Below are 3,737 nucleotides of genomic sequence, written 5' to 3'. Positions count from 1 at the left end.
ATCGGGTGGGCGTCGGCCACGATCGCTCGCTACGTCTACCCGCCGCCGAAGCGGCGAGGCGTCTCGGCACAGACGTCTGATCTTCAGTGACGTCGAGCATCCGTGATCGGCACGAGAGCGCACCACGGGCTGCATCCAGATGTTTCGCCGTGTCTCTTGCAAAGAGCAGTTTGTAATGCAAACCTAGTGGTATGGCCGCTTCGCCGATACCCCCGTCTGGCACGCCCAATGAGCTGCTGTCGGCGAGCCGTGACCTCACCCGCCGGGTGCGTAGCGTGCAGCGGGCGGCATGGTTTCCCCTCCTGCTGTTCGCCGCGTTGTTCCTCCCGGCAGTACTCATCGATCGCTACGGGCACTACGCACGAACGTGCAGGGCGGTCGGAGTAGATGGCCAGGCGGGGCGAGTCTGCGCGGTCTATTCGACCTGGTTGTTCGTCTACTGGCCCGTTGCGCTCCTGCTGGCCTACGTCGTGATCGCGGGTTACTACTTTCGGAGGTCGAGTAGGCGTGGCGTCGGCACGCGGGTTCGGCCCTACGTGGTCGCGGGCGTCATTCTTGCCGTGGTATTCGCCGGCGTCTCACTGTGGGGCGCACATCATCCGCCAATCGGGCCACAGGACATCCTCGGCCTCCACCTGGACGCAGGGTCGTCGATCACGATGTTCTTCTACCGGCTGCCCGGTCCGGCCTCGGCCATCGGATTCGCGCTGCTGGTGTTGGCCTGGGTGGAACGCAGTCCGCTCCTCGCCGTGTTCTCTGTCGGCTATCTGGCGATCGTGCTGTGGCCGGTCAACTTCGGGTGGATTATCGCCCACCCGTCGCCCTGGTTCTTCCTGCCACGTCTCGTAGTCCCCTCGCTGGTGCTGCTGCTCGGCGGCATCGCGTTCGCTGTGGCCCACGGCCCTACCCACGGTCGGCGTGCGCGATGACCGAACATCCTGTCAACGGGCTCGACGACGTCGTCCACCAAAGAGTCCGGCTCGGCATTCTGAGCATCACCCACCAGGCCAAACGGGTGGAGTTCGGATTCCTGCGCACCGCACTGGACCTCACGGCAGGCAACCTGAGCCAACATCTGACCGTCCTGGAAAAAGCCGGGCTGGTCGCTATCGAGAAGGGCTACGAGGGCAAGCGCGCCCGCACCTGGATCAGCCTCACCCCGACAGGCGAGAAGGCCCTCCGAGACGAGATCCGCCATCTGAAGAGGCTGATCAAGGATGTCGAACAGGGTCGGAGCAAGAGTCCGCTGGGGCAACCCATGACGGCACGACCCAGGCCCCGTACCACCTAGTCCCGCAAGTCAGAACGCCGTCTCCCCGCGTCCACCAACCCATCAAGGGTGGCCGAAATGACCAGGAAGATCACAGGCATAACATGCAAAATAGTGCGTTCGGCCAGTCGCCGGCGGTCGCATAGGTATGCAGGTCGACCGCCATAGAACGGACTCGTCTGGGACCCGGCGCCAATCGCGTCGCGCTGTTCGGACCCTCGTCCGTGCCAAACCGACACGCAGCCGTTCATCGCCCGCATCGGGATCCGGCCAAGGCACCTACCTGCTGTGGGTCACCGGCAGGTCTGGGGGCTTCGTCGCGGTGTCCACCGGCGCCGTCGCAAGCGGTGTGGCTGCGGGCTGTCAATCCCGGGCGACCGTGCGCCGCCACGTTCAGCGCTCGGCGAGGCCTACGCCAGCGACCAGGCCGTCCACGCCGACGCCGCTGCTTCACGAACAGCGGGCTGCGCCCAGATACGGGTCCGCTGCTCAGCCGACGGGCGCCGGCTCGAAGCTGGCTAGCATCTGCTCGAGCGCCGCCTGGTCGGGGCCGACGAACCGCGGTGCGTCGGGGGCGGCCAGCAGCATCGCGATGAGCTGGTTGCCGATCCCGATGGCCGGTGGCAGATGGGTGCTGAGAACGATGTCGCTGTCGAAGGCCTGCATGGCCCGCACGCTGTCGGCGTAGGCCTGGCCGCTGACGTTGTGGACCCACGGGCTGTCGACGGCGGCCCACAGCAGCTGAGCCTCGAGCAGTTCGGCGGCGGGTAGCTGGCTCACGTCGGGGCAGCTGGCGAGGTCGGCAGTGGGCATCGGGCCACCCAGACAGTCGGAGCTGAAGCAGATCCGGCTCTTGTCGTCGTAGAAGCCCACCGTGGCTGGGCTGTCGAACAGCGGCGGTCGGAAGGCGGTGAGGGTCCGGTCCCCGACGTCCAGGCGCTGACCGGGGTTGAGAAGGTGGACCCGGTCCAGCGGGAGTGGACGGTCGGTGGACATGATGCCGACGCCGAGGAAGGTGGTGACGAGCTTGGCCTGCGGCGCCGCCTCGAGCAGCGCGAACAGCCCACCGGTGTGGTCGCGGTCCGGATGGGTCAGCCAGATCCAGCGGACGTCGGCTGGGTCGATGACGTTGCCGAGCTCGGCTAGGAAGTCCCGGTCGGCCAGGCTGAGCCCGGTGTCGACCACGACCGGTTCGCGGGCGTGCAGTACGAACGCGTTGATCGGTAGGTGCCCGATGCCGGGGACCTCCAGTTGGTCGTTCAGGACGGTGACGTCGTCGCCGACGCGGTAGGTGTTCATGGCTTCTCCAGGAGTGGACGGGTCAGAAGACGACGCGGGTTGAGAGCAAGCCAGTGCCCTCACCTCGGCCGGAAAGGATGCGGCAGAACTCGACCGCGTCACGTTCGAGCACGACGGTGCCGTCACCCGCGGTGAAAGCGCCGCCTGCCGGTCCGGTCAGGGTGAGCGTGAAGCCCTGACCGTGTCGGGGCGCCCAGTCCCTGACCACGTCGGCGACGATGCGGGCGTCGTGGTCCGCGGTCAGCTCCGGGTTGCGGCCGGTGGCGCGGCAGATGTCGATGCGGTGCAGCCATGGGTCGCGGGTGTGGATGATGTCGAAGAGGTAGCCGAAGGTCCACGGGCGCTCGCCGGGGATTTCCGGGTCGTAGGGCGTGTCGCGCATCTGGAGCGGCATGGCGCGGCGCGCCGCGAGGCCGCGCGGCACCGCGTCATGCAGCGCATCTTTGAGCTCGCTGGTGCTCAGGTGGGCGTGTTCGTGCACCTGTAGCGCCGTCAGGGCATCGAGCCGCAACCCGCCGGTCTGCTCGACCGTTTGGGCGGCCGTCTTGATCTGGCGGACCCGGTCCTCGGGGTCGGCCTGCAGCTCGAGCATCCCGAGCATGTGGCCCAGGACGGCCGTGACGTCCCACCCGGTGCAGTCGGTCGGGCGGGAGAAGTCCGCGTCGGCCAGGTCGTCGACCAGTGCGAGAACACGATCGAACTCAGCTTTCGCGAGGTCCATCCACTCGTCGTGGTCAAGTGCTGAGATGGTGTCGACGGCGATCCTGTCAGCGATCATGGCTTTGCCTTTCCGGGTTGGCGGTGCGCGAGGAACATGTCGATGACGTCGTCGGCGAGGCGCACCCAACGGTGGCCGCCTGGCTCGTTCGAGTTCTGCTGGGTAGCGAGGCCGGCGATGAGGGCGGTCCACGTGTCAAGTGCTCGGGGTGTGGTCATTCCGCACGCCGCCAGCGCCATCCGCGCCAGGTCGAGGCCCTCCACCGCGGGCGCGTAGGACTCCGGGCTCGGGGCGAAGCCGGGGATCGTGCGCTGGTAAAGGAGCTGGTAGCGGACTGGGTCCTCGACGCAGAACTGCAGGTACAGGTGCGCTTGCTCCTTCAGTGCCCGCACCGGGTCGCTGCGTGGCGGCAGCTGCAAGGTCCGGCTCAAGATCTCCCGGTTGGCCTCA

The 3,737-nt window shown here is 67.3% G+C and carries 5 protein-coding genes; 2 read left to right on the top strand and 3 right to left on the bottom strand.

Features of this window, described 5'->3' with window-relative positions; translation table 11 throughout:
- The first annotated feature begins 191 nt into the window (after nucleotides 1-191).
- Nucleotides 192-929, top strand: a complete 738-nt coding sequence (locus tag VIM26_RS19805; protein ID WP_331954437.1) for a hypothetical protein — start codon at nucleotides 192-194, stop codon at nucleotides 927-929.
- Nucleotides 926-1,291, top strand: coding sequence for a transcriptional regulator (locus VIM26_RS19800; protein ID WP_331954435.1), 366 nt, complete (start codon nucleotides 926-928; stop codon nucleotides 1,289-1,291). Before VIM26_RS19805 ends, VIM26_RS19800 begins: the two co-directional genes overlap by 4 nt.
- Before the next feature lie 468 nt (nucleotides 1,292-1,759).
- Here the strand turns inward: VIM26_RS19800 and VIM26_RS19795 are convergent, their stop codons facing one another.
- The 3 genes from VIM26_RS19795 to VIM26_RS19785 form a co-directional block, all read right to left on the bottom strand.
- Nucleotides 1,760-2,569 carry an MBL fold metallo-hydrolase gene (locus VIM26_RS19795; protein WP_331954433.1) on the bottom strand — a complete coding sequence of 270 codons (810 nt, stop codon included), beginning with the start codon at nucleotides 2,567-2,569 and terminating at the stop codon, nucleotides 1,760-1,762.
- Nucleotides 2,570-2,591: 22 nt separating this feature from the next.
- A complete protein-coding gene (locus VIM26_RS19790) occupies nucleotides 2,592-3,347 on the bottom strand; it encodes a maleylpyruvate isomerase family mycothiol-dependent enzyme (RefSeq protein ID WP_331954430.1) in 756 nt (251 codons plus the stop codon).
- Nucleotides 3,344-3,737 (bottom strand): hypothetical protein (locus VIM26_RS19785; protein WP_331954428.1); only part of this gene is annotated, 394 nt, incomplete at its 5' end. The genes VIM26_RS19785 and VIM26_RS19790, both read right to left, overlap by 4 nt.

It is taken from the genome of Pengzhenrongella sp. (assembly GCF_036565025.1).
GTDB lineage: Bacteria > Actinomycetota > Actinomycetes > Actinomycetales > Cellulomonadaceae > Pengzhenrongella.
Note: the sequence above shows the minus strand (reverse complement) of the source record. Positions and strands in the feature narration are given on the sequence as shown.